This window comes from Halomonas sp. YLB-10 (assembly GCF_003856855.1).
Taxonomy (GTDB): Bacteria; Pseudomonadota; Gammaproteobacteria; order Pseudomonadales; family Halomonadaceae; genus Halomonas; species Halomonas litopenaei.
Map to the genome: position 1 here is coordinate 29072 of NZ_RRCU01000006.1, position 19900 is coordinate 48971.

Here is a 19900-nt window from a genome sequence, read left to right on the forward strand (position 1 = left end):
TCCTCGGAGAGCGAATCCGAGCGTCCGTATCGCTGGTCGTTGTAGTCGGAACATCCGCCTGTCCCGAGGTATGATGGTGTAGGTTTGTAGCGCTAGGATACATCCTGTTACGTAGTTATGCAGTCTAGCGCGCCTGTCTGGCAAGTGCAATGTGCCGTTTTGATCGTTTGTGCACAAAACGTCAGTGATGGATTGCATATCTAACATGCTGTTGTGAAAGTAAAAAAGGCGTTATTTTCGAGCCTTTCTTGATAAGGTGGTGCCGCAGGATACTGAACCTGTCGCACCTCCATCGACGTTAACGACTGGTAACAAATGAAATCTCAGAGTTCCCAAAAGCCTATGGACGAACGCGAGAAGCTTCGCCGCTTTCGTGAATTGGATGACGCCTTCGCGGAAGCGCTGCGCAGCCTGGACAACCCGAACAAGGCCGCCGAGATCCCCACCGGCCCTCCGGTCCGCTCCATCGACAGCCTGGAAGAAGAAGAGCAGCGTCGTAAGGAAGAGGACTTCGAGCGGCGGCTGCTGGGCTTGATCCAGGAATATGCCCAGACCCCTGAATCGGTGCGGGAATTGGTCGCCACGCTGCAATCGATGGGGCGCATCGCCTGACCGCATGACCTCTGCCTTTGTCAGGGGTCATCGAGATGGAGCTTGCCGGACTTCAACCTGTGCGATTTTGACAGGGATTTTCCGACGGCTCTGTGGGTAAAGGCCGTGGCGTCTTTGCGCAAATACTGCAAAATGATGTCAGCAATTGCTGATGTCAGCGCTTGCCGACAGGCGCGCGCTGCTTATGGCGGTTGCCGGAACGCAGGCGCCTGAGGCGGGGTGCAGGTGCTTTGGCAGGTCAGGGGCAAGCCTCGTTGAGCGGGCGCGCTGGCGTGCGCCGCACCGGGCCCTTCAGCGGTAGCGAAAGACTCTCAAGCTTGGCAGGAAGGGGGTGTCCTCGAGGCGTTCGTCGCTTCTCCGGGCGCGTTGGCGTTCGGCTGGCGGTTGTGCCGGCGGAAGGTTGTGATGGGGGAGTTGCGCCTGGGGCACAAGCAGGGGTAGAGCCGCATTCATGGCACGCCTGAGGCGACCGTCCGGCAGAGGGTCCCGGTAAAAGAGGTTGGCTCGCATCAGCGGTGCCTGTCGTTGCACCTGGGCCAGGGGCTCGCTGGAAGGAATGCCGGCGAGGCGCTCGAGTTGAATGCGAATGTGCGGTGACTCGGTGTCGAAGGCCATCAGCTTGCGCTCGACTTCGGCCACGCTCAAGCGGGTGATGGAGCGTCCGCTGGCGTACCAGGCCAGACGAACCCGCTCCACCGGCGCCTCGGCGATGGGCAGGGCGCGCCAGGTCTGTTTCAGATGGAGGCGGGCGAGGCCAGCGCCCCCCAGGTGATCATTGAGTTCCGGGTGGCGTATCGGCAGCCTGGCCTTGATCTCGGGTATCAGTTGGGGCGATTGCTGGCGAATGACACTCAGCCGTTCAGAAAACTCCGCCTTGGCCTGGTTCAGCGCCAGAGCCGCCTCGCAGGTGACAGGGTCTGCGGCCACCAGACCGATATAGCTGCGTGTGACACGGCCGTCCTGGCCGTCGACATACCACAGATCCAGTAACGCCTGGCGCAGCCAGTCCGCATCGGCTGTCTCGCGATCGAAGGACCAGGCAGGAAGGCGTGATGCCTGCCAGCGGTCGACGACCTCTCTGGCGCACGCGATGATCCGATCGAACCCTGCGTCGAGCTCTGCCAATAGCTGGTAGGCGGGCCGTGACGGGGCGCTGGCAGTGCCTGGCCGGTCCATCGTTCAGTCCTGGTTGTGCAGGTCGCGTTCGGCTCTGGCGACCCACTCATCGATGCTGGTTTCGTCCATGGCGGGTTCGCCGGCAATGCGATGACTGCCATCGGCCCAGGCCCCCAGGTCAATAAGACGACAGCGCTTGCTGCAGAAGGGGCGATAGCTGTTCTCGGGCGTCCAGAGTACTTCCTTGCGACATTGTGGGCAGGCAACCTTCAAGGTGCCCTGACGAGTGCTGTGTGACATGTGGGGCTCCTGATGCAAGACGTAAACGTCGATAGCGGAAGAGGCAGGCTCAGGCCTTGGCGGCGAGCCTGCGATAGGTGGCATCCAGTGCCTTGACGGCCTCGGAGAGCGCCGCTAGATCACCGTCATTGGTGATGACATCGTCGGCCAGTGACACCCGCTCGTCACGACCCATCTGCGAGGCCACGATAGCCTTGGCCTGGGCCAGGTCGACATCGTCACGCTGGGTAGTGCGTTCGATCTGCAGCGCTTCTGGTACGTCCACCACCAGGGTGCGCTGGACCATGTCCACCTGCCCGGATTCAAACAGCAACGGGGAAACCAGCAGCACATAGGGGGCGTCTTGCTGCCGCAGCAGTGACAGTCTCGTGACCAACCGTTCGCGCACGCGTGGATGGGTGGTCGCTTCAAGCCAGCGGCGTTCCTTTTCGTCGGCGAAGACGAGGGCGCGCAGGGCTGCACGGTCGAGGCGACCTTCCCTGGTCAGTATGGCATCTCCATATCGGTCGACGATGGCCTTGAGGGCCGGCTCGCCCGGGGCGACCACCTCTCGCGCGATATCGTCGGCATCGACCCAGCGAGCGCCGTGATCGCCAAACAGACGGGCCACCGTCGATTTGCCTGAGGCGATGCCACCAGTCAGTCCAATTATCATGCCACCCGTACTCCCTTCGTGTGTTCAGCGTAGTGCTTGTGTGGTGCAGTAGCCTGGGCCTTGAGTGCAACGTCGGCAAGCGACGATCAAAGGTTGCAGCGCTGAGAGAACGCAGTTTACGAGGTGCAACCCTGCATTTCGAGACGCCATTCACCCCGTCTCACCGAGCGCAGCCGTCTTCATGTCAGTCCCGACAGCGCCTGATATCCGGTGAGCAGTTCATTGCCGGCGAGCAGGCCGAGACCGCCGGCCAATACCAGCGAAGGACCGAACGGCAAGGGCTGGCCCCTCAGGTGTCGGGACCTCCACTGTATCAGCAGACCCGAAATTGCACCTAGCAAGGCGGCGATCAATATCACCAGTGGCAACAGTTGCCAGCCGAGCCAGGCGCCGAGTGCGGCAATCAGCTTGACGTCACCAAGCCCCATGCCGTCGCGTCCGGTGAGGACGTGAAAGGCCTTGCCGATGGCCCACAGCACGGCGTAGCCGGCGGTGGCCCCGATCACCGCATCATCCAGACTGGCGGGGCTGAACAGCAGTTGGTAAAGCAGGCCACACCATAACAGGGGCAGGGTAAGGGCGTCGGGAAGCAGTTGGGTGCGCAGATCGATCACCGCGAGGGCCAGCAGCGTCAGGCTGGCGCCGTAAAGCCACAGGGCATGCCAGGTGGGTCCGTGGAGGATGCAGAAGCAGACCGCGAGCAGGGCGCTGGCCAGTTCCACCAGCGGATACTGGATGCTGATGCGTCCCTGGCAGTTGGCGCAGCGTCCGCGACGCTTGAGCCATCCCAGCAACGGCAGGTTGTCGTGCCAGGCGATAGGGGTGAGACAGCGCGGACAGCGAGAGCGTGGGTGGGCCAGTGACAGTGGCTCCTCGGTATCGTCTGACAATTCGAGAGCCGCGCGGGCCTCGGTGCGCCACTGTTGCATCAACATGACCGGAAGGCGAGTGATGACGACGTTGAGAAAGCTGCCGAGGCATAACCCCAGCAGAGCAACAAGAGCAAGAGAAGCGAAAGTGACATCCGAAAAAAGCAAAAGGAGCTCCGTGGTTCGGGGGCGGTCAAAGGAGGCTATTCTACCGTTGGCAAGAGGCGATTGTCTGGTGATACGGCAAGGCAGCGGGTGATGTCAGGGGCCCGGACGTCCCTTGCCGGGCTTCCTGCGTCGCCCTTGGGGTGTCACCTGCTCAGCCATTAGTCTAAAATTGTTCCCTTTTTCCGATCAGGTAAGCGACATGACCCAGACGTTCGGACCCGTGATGCTGGATCTCGATGGCCATGAGCTATCGGCAGAGGAGCGATCGCTGCTCGAGCATCCCGCCACCGGTGGTGTCATCCTGTTTGGACGCAACACTCGAGATGCGCACCAGGTGCGCGAACTGTGCCGGTCGATTCGAGAGGTGCGTCCTGATCTTCTGCTGGGCATCGACCAGGAAGGAGGGCGTGTCCAGCGCCTGAAAGACGGAGTCACCCGGCTGCCGCCGATGTCCCGCCTGGGGCGGGAGTACCTGGACTCACCCGAGACGGCCGTACGGCTGTGCCAGGACGCCGGCTGGCTACTGGGTATGGAAATGGCCGCCTGTGGCCTCGATCTGAGCTTCGCGCCGGTGCTGGATGTCGACGTCGGGCTGTCATCGGTGATCGGTGATCGCAGCTTTGCCGGTGACCCCGAGACCGTGGCGCTGCTGGCGGGTGCCTTCGTCGAGGGACTGCACGACGCAGGGATGGCGGCGATCGGCAAGCACTTTCCGGGGCATGGCGGGGTGAAGGCCGATACCCACCATGAAGTCGCGCGTGACGAACGTAGCCTCGACGAACTCCGACAGCACGACCTGGTGCCGTTTCAGTCTCTGGCACCCAAGCTCGATGGCATGATGCCGGCTCATGTGGTGTATCCCGCCTTTGACCCAAGGCCTGCAGGATTCTCGCGCCCCTGGCTTGGCATGCTGCGTGAGAGCCTGGGTTTCAAGGGCCTGATCTTTTCCGATGACCTGACCATGGCCGGCGCTCAGGTCGCCGGTGGGCCGGTGGAGCGCGCCCAGGCGGCCCTCGACGCCGGCTGTGACATGGTGCTGGTGTGCAATGACCGAGCCGCTGCCAAGGCGGTGCTCGATGCCTGTGCCGAGCGGACCGTTCGCCGGGCTTCACGCTTGCGCTATGGCCGCGCTCGTCCTGACCTGGACGCCTTGCCGGCCCTGTCTCGCTGGCGCCGGGTACACGCTCGCCTCGAGGCGATGACTTCTGATTGATGTTTGAAACGAGTTGACTGTTATGCCGAAACTGGACCCTGCCCATAGCGCTTCACGTGACGATATGCGTGAGGTGATGGACACCGCGGATTGCCTGATCAGCCATGATGAAGTCGAGCGTGCGCTCGATCGCATGGCCGAGGAGATTACCCGGGATCTCGGCGATGAACTGCCGGTGTTCTACTGCGTAATGAACGGTGGCTTGATCACTACCGGTCACCTGTTGCCGCGTCTGGGCTTTCCGCTGGAGGTGGACTACCTGCACGCCACTCGCTATCGCGGCAAGACCCGAGGGGGCGAGCTGTTCTGGCGTGTCTCGCCGGAGATTCCCATGGCAGGACGTCATGTGGTGATCGTCGACGATATCCTCGACGAAGGTGCCACCCTGGCGGCCATCCTCGACTATTGCCGCGAGGCCGGCGCCAAGAGCATCTCCACCGCGGTACTGGTGGACAAGAACCACGACCGCAAGGCAGTGCCTGGCCTGAAGGCCGATTACTGCAGCCTGGAGGTCGCCGACCGCTATGTCTTTGGTTTCGGGATGGACATTAAAGGCTATTGGCGCAACGCCCCGGGGATCTTTGCCCCCAAGGGGATGTGAAAAGGTAAGGCCGACCACTACGTCTTTGGTTTTGGTATGCTGATATAAGGTCGGTAAAGGTTACTGGCGAAACGCCCCCGGCATCTTCGCGCCGAAGGGGATGTAAAAAGGTAAGGCCGACCACTACGTCTTTGGTTTTGGTATGCTGATATAAGGTCGGTAAAGGTTACTGGCGAAACGCCCCCGGCATCTTCGCGCCGAAGGGGATGTAAAAAGGTTAGGGCAAGACCGACCGCCAGTGTCAGGCGTCAGCAAGACAAGAAGCGCCCCGGGGATACCCTCCGGGGCGCTTCTGATTTTGGGTACCAGGTAAGCCAGGAGCTTGGCTTTCAAGTTCTTGGCTTTCAGGCCCTTGGCTTTCAGGACCTTGGCTTTCAGGTCCTGCTATTCAGGACTCAGGCCAGTCCTAGTTCGTGGGTGGCTTCCTCACGCATCTTGAACTTCTGCACCTTGCCGGTGACGGTCATCGGGAACTCATCGACGAACTTGACGTAGCGCGGCACCTTGTAGTGCGCGATCTTGCCCTTGCAGAAGGCCTTGAGTCCTTCCTCGTCGAGCTGTTCGCCTTCGCTGAGCTTGACCCAGGCCATGACCTCCTCACCGTACTTCTGGTCGGGTACACCGATGACCTGAACGTCGGAGATGGCGGGATGGGTGTAGAGGAAGTCCTCGATCTCGCGGGGGTAGATGTTCTCGCCACCGCGAATGATCATGTCCTTGATACGCCCGACGATGGCCACATAGCCTTCATCGTCCATGGTCGCCAGATCGCCGGTATGCATCCAGCCGGCGTTGTCGATGGCCTTGGCGGTGGCTTCCTCGTTGTTCCAGTAGCCGAGCATCACGCTGTAGCCACGGGTGCACAGCTCGCCGGTCTCGCCCTTCGGGACCACCGCGCCGCTTTCCGGATGCACCAGCTTGACCTCCAGATGCGGGTGGATGGTGCCCACCGTGGTGACGCGCTTGTCCAGCGGGGCATCGGTGGTGGTCTGGAAGCTGACCGGGCTGGTTTCGGTCATGCCGTAACAGATGGTCACATCCTGCATGTTCATCTGGTCGATGACCCGGCGCATCACCTCGATCGGGCAGATGGAGCCTGCCATGATCCCGGTACGCAGCGACGACAGATCGTAGCTTTCGAAGTCCGGGTGTTCGAGCTCTGCGATGAACATGGTGGGGACACCGTACAGCGTGGTGGCCTTTTCTTCCGCCACCGCCGCCAGGGTGGTCTCGGGGTCGAAGCCGTCGGCAGGGTAGATCATGGTGGCGCCGTGGGTCACACAGCCAAGGTTGCCCATCACCATGCCGAAGCAATGGTAAAGCGGTACCGGAATCACCATGCGGTCCTGATCGGTCAGGTTCATCGCCCTGGCCACGAACATGCCGTTGTTGAGGATGTTGTGGTGGGACAGGGTGGCGCCCTTGGGCGCACCGGTGGTGCCGGAGGTGTACTGGATGTTGATTGGTTCGTCGAACTGCAGACCTGACTGCACCTCGGCCAATTCCTCGGCGCTGACTTCGTCGCTGCGCTCGAAGATGCGCTCCCAGGCCAGCATGCCTGGCAGGGTCCTGGCCGAGTCGAGGCAGATGACACGCTTGAGCTCGGGCAGTCCGGCCAGTTTGAGCGGGCCAGCCCCCTGGACGTCGTTGAGCTCCGGGGCAAGCTCCGCCAGGGTAGCCACGTAGTCCGAGGTCTTGAAGCTGCCCTGGAGGATCAGCGTCGAGGTGCCCGACTGCTTGAGCGCGTAGTCGAGCTCATGGGTGCGGTAACTCGGATTGATGTTGACCAGGATGGCGCCGATCTTGGCGGTGGCGAACTGGGTGATCGTCCATTCAGCGCAGTTGGGTGACCAGATGCCCACCCGGTCGCCTTTCTTGACGCCCATGGCCAGCAGCGCGCGGGCCGCCTGGTTCACCTCGTCCTGGAGCTCGCGCCAGCGATAGCGTAGCCCCTGGTGGCGGCTGATCAAGGCGTCCTGGTCGGGGAAGCGGGATACCGTTTCGTCGAAGCAGTCACCGATGGTCTGGCCCTTCAGGGGCAGGTCACTGATGCCGCTGACGTAGCTCACGCTCGAGGGTGAGGGCGCGGTCGAGGGAGCGAGATCGGGAGAGGAAGCAGACTGGCGTGTCATCGTGGCTCTCGTCTTGTCGTCTGGTGATTGCCGTGGGGCAGGGTGTTGTCATTGTTCGGGGCAGAGCATTGGCAGTCAGGGTGTCGCAGCAGGCGAGGGACCAGCAGCCAGTCGTGGAGGACGGGAGCTAGCCCTTCTCGCCGAGCTGTCCCAGGGCGTCCCGGGCTCGCCGGTCGACATCGTCCATCTCGAGGCGCATCAGGCGGATATCCTCGAGCTGGCGGTCGAGCTCGGCACGCTTCTCGGCGATGATCTCGAGTAGACGCTTGAGCTGGCGGGCGTTTCCGTCCGGCATGGCGTCGTACATCATCACCACCTCGCGTATCTCGGCCAGCGAAAATCCGAGCCGCTTGCCTCTGAGCGTCAGTTTCAGGCGCACCCTATCCTTCTCGCGATAGATGCGCTTCTGACCCTGGCGTCGGGGCGCCAACAGCCCCTCCTGCTCATAGAAGCGGATAGTCCGAGGCGTCACCTCGAACATCTTGGCCAGCTCTCCGATACTGTAGGTGCGGGAGATCGCGGTGGGCTGGCGAGCTTCGCTGGAGGAGCCTGAGGCGCGGTTGGCGCTGGCGGTTTTGCTCATGATGCTCTGTCCTGTTGGGAGGACCCGACGCGGCGGGGTCCTTGGAAAAGACACTAGTCAAAGTTTACGTTAACGTAAAGTGGATGTAGCGAAATTGACCCTCGCCTGGGCAAGGCGCCCCGGTATTCAGGGCCGCAGCGACGTGTACGACTATGGGTTGATAGGTCGAAAACCGAGCAAGTGCTAGGTTGGGTCCCATTGCATGGCGGGGAAGCCGCCCGGCCGGCTGAATGGCCAGCCGAACGGTTCGCTGTCCGACTCGCTGTCTGGCTCGCCATCGACGTCTTGAACATGAGGATGCCACCATGGACTTTTCCCTTACCGACGATCAGAAGGCCCTGGTCGACGCCGCCGCCGACTTTGCCCGAGTCGAACTCAAGGATCACGCCGCCGAGTGGGACGCCACGTCGCACTTTCCGCTGGACGTCATCCGGCGCGCCGGCGAAGCGGGCTTTCTGGGGATCTATACCCCGGAAGAACACGGCGGTCTGGGGCTCTCGCGCCTGGATGCGTCGCTGATCTTCGAGCAGCTGTCGCAGGGCTGTATCGCCACTACCGCCTACCTGACCATCCACAACATGGTCACCTGGATGATTGCCAACTGGGCCACCGACGGCGTCCGTGATCGCTACGTCGAGGCCATGGTCAGTGGTGAGTGGCTCGGTTCCTATTGCCTAACCGAACCCGGTGCCGGTTCGGATGCCGCCAATCTGCGTACCAAGGCCGTGCGAGACGGTGATGATTATGTCATCGATGGGGCCAAGATGTTTATCTCCGGTGCCGGTTCCACCGAGGTGCTGGTGGTGATGGCGCGCACCGGTGAGCCGGACAGCGGCGCCCGTGGCGTCTCGGCCTTTGTAGTACCGGCGGACGCCGAGGGCGTCAGCTATGGCAAGAACGAGGACAAGATGGGCTGGAAGAGCCAGCCGACTCGGCTGGTCAGCTTCGATGGTGTGCGGGTGACCGCCGACCATCGTCTGGGTGAAGAGGGCGAGGGGTTCCGGTTTGCCATGAAGGGGCTGGACGGTGGCCGTCTCAATATCGCCAGCTGTTCGCTGGGGGCGGCCCAGCATGCGCTGACCCTGGCGCGCGACTACCTCGGCGAGCGCAAGCAGTTCGGTCGCGAGCTGTCGTCCTTTCAGGCGCTGCAGTTCCGTCTCGCCGACATGGCCACGGAATTGATGGCGGCCCGTCTGATGGTGCGCCAGGCCGCCTGGCGGCTGGATCAGGGCGATCCCGAGGCGACCGCCCACTGCGCCATGGCCAAGCGCTTTGCCACGGACGTCGGCTTCAAGGTCTGCAACGAGGCACTGCAACTCCACGGGGGCTACGGTTACATTCGTGAGTACCCGCTGGAGCGCCTGGTCCGCGATACCCGGGTGCACCAGATTCTCGAGGGGACCAACGAGATCATGCGCCTGATCGTCGGTCGTCGCCTGCTCGCCGACGGCGTGGTCGAATCGCTGCAGTGACGTTGGGTTGAACAGACAGCGCATGGAAAAGAGTGCAAGGAGCCAAACAATGAGTCACGACCTGGTCAGATTCGAACGCCGCCCGGCGGCCGGCGGCGGTTGCATCGGTATCGCCACCCTGAACGCGCCCAAGGCCTTGAACGCCTTGTCGCTCGAGATGATCGAGCTGCTCGACGAAAAACTCGAGGAGTGGGCCCAGGACCCCGATGTTCACGCGGTATGGCTTGACGGTGAGGGGGACAAGGCCTTCTGCGCCGGTGGCGATGTGGTGGCGCTGGTGCGAGAGCTCAAGCGCGAGCAGGAGGCCGGGCGCGGTGTCGGCAGCTATGCCAGCCACTACTTTTCCGCCGAGTATCGCCTCGACTATCGGCTGCATACCTATCCCAAGCCGTTGCTGGTGTGGGCAGACGGCATCGTCATGGGCGGTGGGCTCGGCCTGACCGCCGGTGGTCGGCATCGTCTGGTGACCGAGACCACTCGGATCGCCATGCCGGAGATCACCATCGGTCTGTATCCGGATATCGGGGCCAGCTGGTTTCTCAACAAGATGCCGCCGGGGGTCGGGCTCTACCTGGGCCTGACCGGTGCCAGCATCAACGCCAGGGACGCCCTTGACCTGGGCATGGCGGATCGTTTCGTGCCGCGCGAGCGGCGCGACGAGCTGCTCGCGCGACTCTGCGACTGCCACTTCGCCCCCGGCCACGTGGATGACGCCGAGGCGCTGGTGTGCGACGTACTCGGTGAATTCGAGGCGCCGGAGAAGGCCCCCGAGGCGCAGGTCTGGCCCCATCTGGATCACATCACCTCGCTGACCCTCAAGGGCCGCGTGGAGGACGCCGTGGCTGCCATCCTGGGCGATGATCGCGACGATGACTGGCTTTCGGCTAATCGCGCACGACTCGAGAAAGGCTGTCCACTGACCGCGCACCTGGCCTGGCGGATGCTCGAGCGACATCGCCACTCCTCGCTGGCCGACGCCTTCCGCGACGAGCTGGTGGTGTCGATCCAGTGCAACGTGCTGGGCGACTTCGCCGAGGGAGTGCGCGCGCTGTTGATCGACAAGGACAAGTCACCGCAGTGGCGTCATCGAGACGTCGCAAGCGTAGGCAGCGCCGATCTGGCGGCGATGTTCGGTGCCCCCTGGGGCAACGGTCCCGGGCCACTCGACGACCTTTGATCGCCGCGAAACGCGCCAGCACAACAATCACAATTCGTTAGATAGCCAGGAGACATCTTATGCAAATCGCCTTTATCGGCCTTGGCAACATGGGCGCGCCGATGGCCGCCAATCTGGTCGGCGCGGGCCACCAGGTGCGGGTCTTCGACCTGGTCGAGTCGGCCATGGCGACGCTTGAAGAGCAGGGCGCGAGTCGGGCGAGTTCCGCCCTGGAGGCCGCCGAAGGCGCCGAGGTGGTGGTCTCGATGCTGCCGGCGGGGGCGCACGTCAAGGCGCTGTACCTCGGCCGTGACGGCGCCGAGGGACTGCTTGACCAGCTTTCGTCGCGGCCCTTGCTGCTCGATGCCTCCACCATTTCGCCGGACGATGCCCGGCTGGTGGCGGGCGAGGCCGCCAAGCGTGGCCTGGCCTACCTCGATGCGCCGGTGTCCGGCGGCATCGGGGGCGCCAAGGCGGGCACCCTGACCTTTATCGTCGGTGGCGACGCCGACGCCTACGAGCAGGCCCGTCCGGTACTCGAGGCCATGGGCAAGAACCTGTTCCACGCAGGCCCAAGCGGCAGCGGCCAGGTAGCCAAGATCTGCAACAACATGCTGCTTGGCATCCTGATGAGCGGTACCGCCGAGGCGCTGTCTCTGGGGGTCAAGAACGGCATGGATCCGGCCGTGCTGTCGGAGATCATGAAGCAGAGCAGCGGCGGCAACTGGGCATTGAACGTCTACAACCCCTGGCCCGGGGTGATGGAGGGTTCCGCCGCCTCACGTGACTATCAGGGCGGCTTCTTGACCGACCTGATGGCCAAGGACCTGGGGCTTGCCTGGGAGCTGGCGCTTGAGTCCCGCGCCAGCGTGCCGATGGGTTCCCAGGCGCGCAACCTGTTCGCACTGCACAGCGCCCAGGGCAACGGCGGTCTGGATTTTTCCAGCATCCAGTCCCTGTACCGGGCCGGCGAGTCGTCCGGCCAATAGCCGGGCTGACGACGTTCGGGCCTCGTCGTTCGACGTCGAGGCCCGTGATTCGTCATCGCTCGACCAAGGTGGGGGTTGGCAAGACCGACCATTAGGTCTACATTTGTGGAAAATGTAGAAATTCTGGAGCCCCCGCCATGACCAGCATCACCCCCGTTACCTGGGAAGATCCCTTCCGCCTCGTCGATCAACTCGACGAGGAAGAGCGTATGGTCCAGCAGACCGCCCACGACTACTGCCAGGAAAAGCTGCTTCCCCGGGTGCTCGAGGCCAACCGTCACGAGCGCTTCGATCGCGAGATCATGAACGAGATGGGGGAGCTTGGACTGCTCGGCGCCACCATCGATGGCTACGGCTGCGCCGGCATGAACTACGTCAGCTACGGTCTGATCGCCCGTGAGGTCGAGCGGGTCGATTCCGGCTATCGCAGCGCCATGAGCGTGCAGTCGAGCCTGGTCATGTACCCGATCCACGCCTTCGGCAGCGACGCTCAGCGCGATCGCTACCTGCCGAAGCTTGCCAGCGGTGAGTGGGTGGGCTGCTTCGGTCTTACCGAGCCGGACCACGGCTCCGATCCCGGCAGCATGTCGACCCGGGCCTATCGCACCGACTCCGGCTGGCGCCTGAACGGCACCAAGACCTGGATCACCAACTCACCGATCGCCGACGTCTTCGTGGTCTGGGCGCGGGACGAGGAGGGGGTGGTCCGCGGCTTCGTGCTCGAGAAGGGCATGCCTGGTCTCAGCGCGCCCAAGATCGAGGGCAAGTTCAGCCTGCGCGCCTCCATCACCGGCCAGATCGCGATCCAGGACGTCGAGGTCTCCGACGACCAGCGCCTGCCTGGCGTGCAGGGCCTGAAGGGGCCTTTCTCCTGTCTCAACCGCGCCCGCTATGGCATCAGCTGGGGTGCCATGGGCGCCGCCGAGGCCTGCTGGCACGCCGCTCGTGACTACACCATGGAGCGCAAGCAGTTCGGCCGTCCGCTGGCCGCCAATCAGCTGATCCAGAAGAAGCTCGCCGACATGCAGACCGAGATCGCCCTGGGCCTGCAGGCGTCGCTGCGGGTGGGGCGGATGATCGACGACGGCCAACTGGTGCCCGAGGCGATTTCGCTGATCAAGCGCAACAACTGTGGCAAGGCGCTGGATATCGCCCGGGTCGCCCGGGACATGCACGGCGGCAACGGCATCAGCGACGAGTACCACGTCATCCGTCACGTCATGAACCTCGAGGCGGTCAACACCTACGAAGGCACCCACGATGTGCATGCCCTGATCCTCGGGCGTGCCCAGACCGGCCTGCAGGCCTTCACCGGGTGAGTGACACCGCCATGCACCAGGCAGACAGCTCAGCGGAGGCCGGCGCCGGCAATACGGCAGGCGGTAGCGGTCCAGGCAAGAGCGCGCAAGCTGCCAGCGCCGCCAGGCCGCTCGAGGGGGTTACCGTGCTGGACATGTCGCGGGTGCTGGCCGGCCCCTGGTGCGGCCAGCTGCTCGGCGACCTCGGCGCTCGGGTGATCAAGATCGAGCACCCCGGTCGTGGCGATGACACTCGCGGTTGGGGGCCGCCCTGGCATCAGGGCGAGCCGATCGACGGTGATGCGGTCGAACGCCAGGCCGCCTATTACCTCTGTGCCAATCGTGCCAAGCAGTCGCTGGCGGTGGACATCGCAAGCGCGGATGGCCAGCGCCTGATCAAGGCGTTGGCCAAGGGCGCCGACATCGTGCTCGAGAATTTCAAGGTCGGCGGGCTCGCTCGCTATGGCCTCGACGCTGCCTCGCTGCGAGAGATCAATCCGGCGCTGGTGGTGTGTTCCATCACCGGCTTTGGCCAGACCGGACCCTACGCCCACCGGGCAGGCTACGACTTCATGATTCAGGCCATGGGCGGCTTGATGAGTCTGACCGGCGACGCCGATGGCATGCCGATGAAGACCGGAGTGGCGATCACCGACGTGATGACCGGGCTTTACGCCACCGTGGGGGTGCTGGCGGCATTGCATCGCCGGCGCGAGACCGGTGAGGGCAGCCACGTGGACCTGGCGCTGCTCGACGTTCAGGTGGCGACCCTGGCCAACCAGGCGCTCAACACCCTGGTCAGCGGTGTGGCACCGCAGCGCTTCGGCAATGCTCATCCGAATATCGTGCCCTACCAGGCGTTCGCCTGCCGCGATGGTCATCTGGTGCTCACCGTGGGCAACGACGCCCAGTTCGCCCGCCTGGCTGAGTTGCTCGGGCACCCCGAATGGGCCGAAGGCGACTACGCCACCAACGAAGGACGGGTCGCCCATCGCCAGGATCTGGTGGCCTTGATCCAGGGCATTCTGAGCGGCGGCGAGCGCGATCACTGGCTCGCCGAATGCGAGGCCCGGGGAATACCGGCGGGGCCCATCCATACCTTGCCGGAAGTGTTCGCCGATCCTCAGGTGCGTCACCGTGGCATGGCCCGAGAGATCGACGGCGTACCCCAGGTCGCCAACCCGCTGCGCTTCGATGGGGCCAGTGCCACCGCAGAGTCCGCGCCCCCGCGCCTTGGAGAGCACAGCGACAGGGTGCTGACCGAGATGGGGCTGTCTTCAGCGGACATCGAGCGGCTGCGCAGGGAAGGCATCATCCGCTAAGCCCCCCAGCAACACCCGAGTGCACAACGGCCAGGCCCGAAGGGGCCTGGCCGTGTTGTTGGCGCGGTCGTCGATGCCAGGGTCGATGCCCTGGTCGACGGCCCGATGGCCGATAACCCGCGGGTGGTGATCAGGTCAGATGGTTGTCCCAGCGTAGCGGCAAGGCGGCCAGTTGGTGATGGCGGCCGCCATCGTCGATACGGTGGACCTCGCCACCGCCGGTGGTGACCAGATAGCCTCCGGCGCCGTCGCAGCGAACACCTGCCGCGTCCTCGATATCGAACTGTGCCAGCAGCTCGCCGCTGTTCCTGCCCAGCACCAGCACCTTGTTGCCCCGTGGAGCGGAAATCGCCGCACTCGGGCGCACCTGGCTGGTCGCCACGCTGGCGGTGTACTGGGCCAGACTCCCTTGCAGGGGCGAAGGCAGCACCTGCTCGCTGAAGCTGCCGTCCGGCGCGCGCCTGGCGATCAGCGGGTGGTCGGTCTCCCACTCGGGGCCCTGGAACTGGTAGCCGGCGACGACGGTGCCGTCGGGGGCGATGTCCAGATGGCGACAGCTCAGCTGGTGGTGGGATGGCCGATGGCGTTCGAGGATCTCGCCGCTATGGCGATCGAGCAGCAGCAGGGCGGGGTCCATGTCCGAGAGGTTGAGCTTGGCCCGCCCGCTGTCGGGATGGGTGCGGATACCGCCCAGCGCCACCACCAGGGTCTCGCCATCGGGCATCAGGCCGACCTCGTGGGGACCGATGCCGTCGAGAAGGTGGTCGCCCACATGCCGGTAGCCTTGCTCGGCGTCGTGCACCTGAACTAGCCCCATGGCGTCGTCGATGCGATTGGCGGTGACGTAGAGCCAGCGTCCACTCGGGTCGAACACGCCGTGGCCGTAGAAGTGCCGGCCCTGTCCTGCGCTGATCTCGAGTGTCGATGCCTGGCGCCTGGCGTCGAGCACATGGAAGCGTTGGCCTGGCCGTCGAGCGAACAGTACCACCTCGTCGCGGCCCGGTCTGAGGCAGCCGCCGTGGCAGCGCTCCGGGCTCGGCAGCAGAAAGTGACCAGCGCCGTTGCGGCGCAGCCCTGCCAGGTGGTGTCCACCGTCGCTGTCGTCCACCGCGCTGAAGTACCACTGCCGGCGGCCATCATCGTCCAGCGCCCACAGACTGGCCGGCAGGCCGGTGGCGGCCAGTCCCAGCAGCGACGCCTTGAGCAGGCGCCGCCGCGACAGAGAAGGAAGTGACGCCACCGGGTCAGTCTCCGTCGCTGGAATTGAAGCCCTTGACCACCCCCAGGGCGGGGGCGATCTGATCATCGAGCAGCGCCCGCAGCTGGGCCACCTCCAGATAGAGGGTCGCCAGTTCTTGTTGTGCAGCCGGGGAGCTGGAATCGCCATCGGCATGTTCGTCCAGCGCGTCGACGATACCGGTGTCGATCGCCTCGGCCTGATCGAGCGTGTCCTCCAGCTGGCGAGCAAAGGCGTCGCCCAGCTCGGCATGGCCGGCCTGGTCCAGCCAGGTCGCAAGGCCCGGCTCGAAGTACTGCTGGAGACCCGCCAGGCTGGCGGCCGCCAGGGCCACCGACTGGCCACTGCGCCAGGCCTCTGCGCGATAGGCATTGGGCGCGGCGCCCATCAAGCCGAGCGGCTCGCCGAGGCGCTTGTCCTCCAGAATCTCGAGAGACTGCATCGCACCGTGCAGGGTCGCCTCGTTGTAGCTGTCGGTGGCCAGGTAGTGCGGCGCAAAGGCCTGCCAGTCGGCAACCACGGCGTCGCTGACGGCGACCAGGTGGCTGCCGATGGCCCCAGCCAGGGCGCAGGGCAGGGGGTCGCCCAGCGAGCGGCTGGCCATGACGTCGTCGTAGAGCAGCACTTCCAGCGCCGGGAAGCCCTGCTCGGCAACACCGGCCTCGGCGATGTCATCGGCGCTGACGGGGGCGTCCTGGCGTAGCCTGGCGCCGACGCGGGTGCCCACAAGATTCTTGGCGTCGGGCCAGAACTGGAGCTGCCAGGCACGGCTGTCCACCTCGATCGGCCCAAAGTCGACAAAGCGCACCGCTTGCCAGGCCTGGTAGGCCGCAAGCCACTCACTGCGCAGCGCCGGGCGGTCAGCCTCGGCCTCGCCGCAGCTCGCCTTCAGGCGTTCGGCCAGTGCCTGAGTCCGGCTCGCCAGTTGCCGATAGCCAAGCCCGATATCGTGATGCCAGACGCTGCGCGGGGTGCTTTCGTTCTCTGCATCGTGCGCAGTGTCAGCGCTGGCGTCAGTGTTGGTGTCAGAGGACCCCTGGGCCAGGGCCGTCCCGGGCCCACCCAGCGTCAAGCCGGCGGTCGCCAGCAGCAGGGCGGCTGCCAGGGCGCTGCCCGAGTGTCGTGGAGAAGTCGTCATAGGGAGTTCAGGAAGTCCAGTAGTTGTTGGCGCTCGTGGGCCTCGAGCGCCTTGTAGGCATCTCGTGAAGCGTCAGCTTCACCGGCGTGCCACAGGATCGCTTCTTCCAGGGTGCGAGCCCGTCCGTCGTGCAGGAAGCCAGCCTGGGGATTGACGCTCTGGGCCAGGCCGAGACCCCACAGCGGCGGGGTGCGCCACTCATTACCGTCGGCCTGGTACTCGGGGCGACCGTCGGCGAGGCCCTCGCCCATGTCGTGCAGCAGCATGTCGGTGTAGGCCCACAGGGTCTGTCCGGCCAATTCGGCGCGCTCGGTGTCTTCCGGCGTGGTCAGCGACGGGCGATGACAGCTGGCGCAACCCAGGGTGTTGAAGTGACGGGCGCCGGACTGGACGTCTGGCGAATCCATGTCGCGTCGCTCGGGTACGGCCAGGCTCGAGGCGTAAAAGGTGATGAAGTCGGCGACCTCGTCGCTGACTTCGGGATCGCCGCCATCGGGGAAGTCCTCGCAGCCCTGGCCCGGCATGCAGTCGGTGTTCGCGGCCAGGCGCGAGGTCAGGCCCATGTCGCCGGCAAAGGCGTGCAGGCTCTGCTGCTCCACCGTGGGCTCACCGGCCTTCCAGCCGAACCGTCCCAGCACGGTGGTCTGCTGGCGCACGTCCCACACCCGGTTTGGCCGGCCCGAGATGCCATCGCCGTCGACGTCCTGCTCATCCGCCCAGGCCAGGATCTGCGCCTCGTCGACCACCTCGAGCAGGCCCAGGCCGATCATCGGCGGGGCGACCCGGGGGGAGGTCAGCAGATTCTCGGGCAACTCCCCGTAGGCGGGGTTCTCGATGGAATAGACGGGCGCCGTGAGCACCACGCGGTGTCCGTCGTCGAAGCTGATCTCGCGATCCTCGAGGGTGCGTACCATGTCGGCTTCCGGCGTGGCGCCGGGAATCGCCGCGGTCTGAAGCTGGCGCCCGTAGTGGGGCACCGGAACGGCGCCGGTGCGCCGTACGATGTCATGATCCTCGTCGCTTTCGGCGGGCAGCGACAGGCGCAGGAACAGTGACACCGGCGCCTCGCCAGGGGCCGGAGGGTGACCGCGGCCGTCCTTGATATGGCAGCCCTGGCAGCTGTTGGTGTTGATCAGTGGTCCGAGGCCGTCACGGGCATCGGTGCTGGCCGGTGCCACCACCCAGGGGTTGCGGAAAAAGCTGTTGCCGACGCTGAAGTCAAGGCGCTTGGTCATGCTCATGTTGCCAAGGGGCAGCGAGTAGGCGTTGTGGTCGAACTGGCTGACCGAGCCTTCGCCACCCGAGCGTGGGTCGTTCTGGATGGGCGGCTCGCCGGCTGGCTCGTCGTTTGCGCTGACCGGCGCGCTGATGACGAGGGCCGCCAGCAACGCTGACAGAGCAGGGGGGAGCGACGGAAATTGACGCATCAGGCGTTTCCTTGAAACAGGTGAGCCGCACGCGGGCCGTGCGGCTTCTTGGGGCGAATGACTCTCATTGCATCATCCGCCAAGGCGTTATCACCTGATCTGGATCAAGCGGGGGCCAGTGACGGGGTCAGAAAGTATGACCGGCGTCGTCGGGCTGCAGCGAGGTGACACCCAGTTCGCCTGCGGCCTGCTCGATGGAGCCGGTCTGGGTGACCAGCGCCAGGATGGCATCGTTGACGATGGCGGCGCCCTGGTCATTGCTCGGTGCGATCATCATGTCGAAGGTCATCGGCGAGTCGCTGCGCTCGGCGGTCTCCTTGAGGGTGCCGAGCGCGTCCATGGAGGCCTCGATCTGCTGCTCCAGGGTCTGGGCCAGCTCGCTGTCGCGCTGGGCCAGCAGGGCTTCCACGCCCGGGCCTTCCAGGGTGGTGCCGTCGATGCGCTGGTAGCTGCCGGTGTAGACGTTCTGGATGCCCTGACCGTTGTAGTAGTGCGAGTTATGAGTGTTGTCGCTGAAGCAGTCGTGCTCGTCCTCGTAGGAGTTGGCCTCCAGCGCGACCTTCATGCGCTCACCGGCGAGCTCCCCCAGTGACAGTGAGCCCATGCCGAAGAGGATGCGGCGCAGGCCTTCTTCAGCCGGTTGCGCGGTCAGTTCGCTGCGGTAGTTGTCGCCGTCTACCGGCGCCCACTGGGCGACCATCCATTCCAGATCGTTGATCAACAGCTGACTGGCTGCCTTCAGATAGGCCCGGCGGCGGTCGCAGTGGCCGTTGCTGCAGTCTTCGCCCTGGGCGAAGTCGCTGGCGGGGCGTTCGCCGGCGCCGGCCTCGTAGCCGTGCTGATCCTGGCCCCACAGCAGAAACTCGATGGCGTGGTAGCCGGTGGCCACGTTGGCCTCGGAGCCGCCGATCTCGTTGAGCTCGGCCAGCAGCTCCGGGCTCAGGGTACTGACGTCGATCTCTTCGCCGCCGACGTTGATGCGCTCGGAGGCAATGATGTTGGCGGTAGCGCCGGCGTTGCCCAGCTCGTGCTGGTAGCCGTCCTGAGCGACGTAGTCGATCATGCCTTCGTCCAGCGGCCAGGCGTTGAGCTGGCCTTCCCAGTCGTCGACGATGGCGTTGCCGAAGCGGAAGACTTCACTCTGCTGGTAGGGTACCCGCGCTTCACGCCAGGCCTTCTTGGCCGCGGCCAGGGTCTCGGGGGTCGGCGCGGCCAGCAGGCTGTCGATGGCCTCGTCCAGCGCCTTGGCCGTCTTCAGTGCGTCGCTATAGGTGGTGTGGGCGAGATCGGTGTAGTGGCTCACCACCGCCTTGGCGGTAACGTCTTCGGCGGCGACGTGGCTAGACACGACAAGGGCACTGGCGGCAATGGCAAGCGCCAGGGGACGGCGGACGAGACGGGAGATCATGGGGCGTTACCTTTTCTCAGGGCGGTTATTCTTGCGCGGCGACGACAGGTAAGGGATGGCTGCGCCGGGGAGTCCAATACGGAAATAAATAGTAACGAGATTGACTATCATTGCAAGTCGCTGGGTGCGCTGGAACGGTCCGGAGCCTGGTGACTCAGCCCTATGCCCAAGCCCACGGACCCTGCGCTGCGGTGCAGCCGAGCA

General features: G+C 64.7%; 18 protein-coding genes. 8 read left to right on the top strand and 10 right to left on the bottom strand.

Annotated elements, in window-relative coordinates:
* Positions 1–315: 315 nt before the first annotated feature.
* The gene (locus EBB56_RS14230; RefSeq protein ID WP_045992371.1) at positions 316–612 is read left to right on the top strand and encodes a hypothetical protein; all 297 of its coding nucleotides are present in this window, start codon (positions 316–318) and stop codon (positions 610–612) included.
* A 291-nt stretch (positions 613–903) separates the two neighbouring features.
* Here the strand turns inward: EBB56_RS14230 and EBB56_RS14235 are convergent, their stop codons facing one another.
* The 4 genes from EBB56_RS14235 to EBB56_RS14250 form a co-directional block, all read right to left on the bottom strand.
* Positions 904–1788 (bottom strand): DNA replication terminus site-binding protein, encoded by an 885-nt coding sequence (locus tag EBB56_RS14235; protein ID WP_045992370.1) that lies wholly within the window; start codon positions 1786–1788, stop codon positions 904–906.
* Positions 1789–1791: 3 nt separating this feature from the next.
* On the bottom strand, positions 1792–2028 hold the full coding sequence (gene yacG / locus EBB56_RS14240; RefSeq protein WP_045992369.1) for a DNA gyrase inhibitor YacG: 237 nt from the start codon (positions 2026–2028) through the stop codon (positions 1792–1794).
* 49 nt (positions 2029–2077) lie between these two features.
* A complete protein-coding gene (gene coaE / locus EBB56_RS14245) occupies positions 2078–2683 on the bottom strand; it encodes a dephospho-CoA kinase (protein ID WP_045992368.1) in 606 nt (201 codons plus the stop codon).
* Between the two features lie 179 nt (positions 2684–2862).
* Positions 2863–3720 (bottom strand): A24 family peptidase, encoded by an 858-nt coding sequence (locus tag EBB56_RS14250; RefSeq protein ID WP_045992367.1) that lies wholly within the window; start codon positions 3718–3720, stop codon positions 2863–2865.
* 199 nt (positions 3721–3919) lie between these two features.
* Here EBB56_RS14250 and nagZ point away from each other — a divergent pair, with 199 nt between their 5' ends.
* Positions 3920–4933 carry a beta-N-acetylhexosaminidase gene (nagZ, locus tag EBB56_RS14255; protein ID WP_045992366.1) on the top strand — a complete coding sequence of 338 codons (1014 nt, stop codon included), beginning with the start codon at positions 3920–3922 and terminating at the stop codon, positions 4931–4933.
* A gap of 22 nt (positions 4934–4955) precedes the next feature.
* Positions 4956–5534 carry a hypoxanthine-guanine phosphoribosyltransferase gene (locus EBB56_RS14260; protein WP_045992365.1) on the top strand — a complete coding sequence of 193 codons (579 nt, stop codon included), beginning with the start codon at positions 4956–4958 and terminating at the stop codon, positions 5532–5534.
* A gap of 395 nt (positions 5535–5929) precedes the next feature.
* Here EBB56_RS14260 and EBB56_RS14275 read toward each other — a convergent pair whose 3' ends face one another.
* Positions 5930–7666, bottom strand: coding sequence for an AMP-binding protein (locus EBB56_RS14275; RefSeq protein ID WP_108447813.1), 1737 nt, complete (start codon positions 7664–7666; stop codon positions 5930–5932).
* 127 nt (positions 7667–7793) lie between these two features.
* Positions 7794–8249: a MerR family DNA-binding transcriptional regulator gene (locus EBB56_RS14280; RefSeq protein WP_083970354.1), complete on the bottom strand. Its 456-nt coding sequence runs from the start codon at positions 8247–8249 to the stop codon at positions 7794–7796.
* Positions 8250–8554: 305 nt separating this feature from the next.
* On the opposite strand from EBB56_RS14280, the gene EBB56_RS14285 reads away from it, so the two are divergent.
* From EBB56_RS14285 to EBB56_RS14305, 5 genes are all read left to right on the top strand, one after another.
* Entirely contained in the window at positions 8555–9721 is a 1167-nt protein-coding gene (locus EBB56_RS14285; protein ID WP_045992363.1) for an acyl-CoA dehydrogenase family protein, read from the top strand.
* A gap of 49 nt (positions 9722–9770) precedes the next feature.
* Positions 9771–10898 carry an enoyl-CoA hydratase/isomerase family protein gene (locus EBB56_RS14290; RefSeq protein ID WP_124804666.1) on the top strand — a complete coding sequence of 376 codons (1128 nt, stop codon included), beginning with the start codon at positions 9771–9773 and terminating at the stop codon, positions 10896–10898.
* A 59-nt stretch (positions 10899–10957) separates the two neighbouring features.
* On the top strand, positions 10958–11866 hold the full coding sequence (gene mmsB, locus EBB56_RS14295; RefSeq protein WP_045994917.1) for a 3-hydroxyisobutyrate dehydrogenase: 909 nt from the start codon (positions 10958–10960) through the stop codon (positions 11864–11866).
* Positions 11867–12003: 137 nt separating this feature from the next.
* Entirely contained in the window at positions 12004–13185 is a 1182-nt protein-coding gene (locus EBB56_RS14300) for an acyl-CoA dehydrogenase (protein ID WP_045994918.1), read from the top strand.
* Positions 13182–14486, top strand: coding sequence for a CaiB/BaiF CoA-transferase family protein (locus EBB56_RS14305; RefSeq protein WP_260425371.1), 1305 nt, complete (start codon positions 13182–13184; stop codon positions 14484–14486). Before EBB56_RS14300 ends, EBB56_RS14305 begins: the two co-directional genes overlap by 4 nt.
* A gap of 130 nt (positions 14487–14616) precedes the next feature.
* Here the strand turns inward: EBB56_RS14305 and EBB56_RS14310 are convergent, their stop codons facing one another.
* The 4 genes from EBB56_RS14310 to EBB56_RS14325 all read right to left on the bottom strand — a co-directional run bounded on the left by EBB56_RS14310 (position 14617) and on the right by EBB56_RS14325 (position 19696).
* Positions 14617–15726: a DUF1513 domain-containing protein gene (locus tag EBB56_RS14310; RefSeq protein WP_240184140.1), complete on the bottom strand. Its 1110-nt coding sequence runs from the start codon at positions 15724–15726 to the stop codon at positions 14617–14619.
* 4 nt (positions 15727–15730) lie between these two features.
* Positions 15731–16861 carry an imelysin family protein gene (locus tag EBB56_RS14315; protein WP_124804667.1) on the bottom strand — a complete coding sequence of 377 codons (1131 nt, stop codon included), beginning with the start codon at positions 16859–16861 and terminating at the stop codon, positions 15731–15733.
* Positions 16858–18288 carry a di-heme oxidoredictase family protein gene (locus tag EBB56_RS14320; protein ID WP_045994919.1) on the bottom strand — a complete coding sequence of 477 codons (1431 nt, stop codon included), beginning with the start codon at positions 18286–18288 and terminating at the stop codon, positions 16858–16860. Before EBB56_RS14320 ends, EBB56_RS14315 begins: the two co-directional genes overlap by 4 nt.
* Positions 18289–18415: 127 nt before the next feature.
* The gene (locus EBB56_RS14325) at positions 18416–19696 is read right to left on the bottom strand and encodes an imelysin family protein (RefSeq protein WP_045994920.1); all 1281 of its coding nucleotides are present in this window, start codon (positions 19694–19696) and stop codon (positions 18416–18418) included.
* Positions 19697–19900: the final 204 nt, after the last annotated feature.